The sequence below is a fragment of the Rhizobium cerradonense genome (assembly GCF_030182455.1).
Taxonomy (GTDB): Bacteria; Pseudomonadota; Alphaproteobacteria; order Rhizobiales; family Rhizobiaceae; genus Rhizobium.
Map to the genome: position 1 here is coordinate 1 of NZ_JAQJCK010000069.1, position 1,119 is coordinate 1,119.

The following is a 1,119-nucleotide window of genomic DNA, read 5'->3' on the forward strand; positions in this document are numbered from 1 at the left end:
GGCCTTGTGGAGTTTTTCACGGGCTTTTTCGGTGGTGAACATCCATTGGATTTGTGCCCTTTGCGCGTTTCTCTGCTGCTGCCAAGCATTGATCTCTGCAATCATCCTGTGTTTGTCGTCGATCCTGCGGTCGAGGCATTGGCTTTTCAAAACGCCAATCTCGATCTCGACCATATTCAGCCAACTTGCGTGTTTCGGCGTGTGGTGGAATTCAAGCCGCTTGAGCACACGACGGGCTTCGGCGGCAGGAAACGCGTCGTATAGCGCGCCGGGTGAATGGGTAGAGAGATTGTCCATAACAACACGAATGGTCTTTGCGTCAGCATAGTCAATGTCGACCAGTTCGCGCATGCACTCGGCGAAGTCCTTGTTGGTGCGCCGATCGGTGACCTTCACCCGCCGCCATGGCTGATGCGCGTCCAAGAAAACGAAAAGATTGACGGTGCCATTGCGGCGATATTCACAATCGTAGCGCAAGGGCTGCATCGGCTTTGCAGAAATGGGGTCCCGCACCTCGCCAATCAGTTGGACCGGGCTTTCGTCAAAGCAGACAACCGGCCTTTGCGGGTCTGGGGCTTCGGCATACAGGTCCAGGACGTCTTCCATTCGGGCGACATATTCCCCGTCGACTTGGGAATGCACCACATGTCTTTTCGCCATGGCTTGAGATGATTTTCACCAAGCCTTCGGCGCACGGTCTCGCAGGAGATCTGCGCGTGATCGGTCAGCTTGATCATCTCGTCAGCCAGAAGCTCAAGCGTCCAACGTGCCCGGCCGGGCGGCGGAGTTGAGCAAGCCGTCGCCACCAGCAGTGCTTCCTCCTTGGCTGATAGTTTGCGGGCAACGCCGGGCCGTGGCTCCTCACTCAACGCGCCTTCGAGATTGGCCTCTACCAGGCGGCGCTTGGTGCGATAGATGGTCGATCCGCTGACATTCAAAGTCGCAGCGATGACCTCGTCGCTCACACCCTCATTCGCCGCCAACAGGATTTGTGCACGCTTGAGCCTGCGCGCCGAGTGACGGCCACCGCTCAAAAGAGCGTTCAGTTGCTCACGTTCAAGCTGGTTGAGTTCCACATGATATCTTATATTCATTTGAGCCTCCTGATGCGATGAAACA

The 1,119-nt window shown here is 56.5% G+C and carries 1 protein-coding gene; it reads right to left on the reverse strand.

Features of this window, described 5'->3' with window-relative positions; all coding sequences use genetic code 11:
• Positions 1–1,094 (reverse strand): IS630 family transposase gene (locus PH547_RS33670; protein ID WP_425516157.1). Its coding sequence is split into 2 segments (ribosomal slippage), with 1,095 coding nucleotides annotated over them: positions 1–638 and positions 638–1,094; the frame shifts between segments, so codons are not numbered across the junction. This gene is flagged as partial in the annotation.
• Between the last annotated feature and the right edge of the window lie 25 nt (positions 1,095–1,119).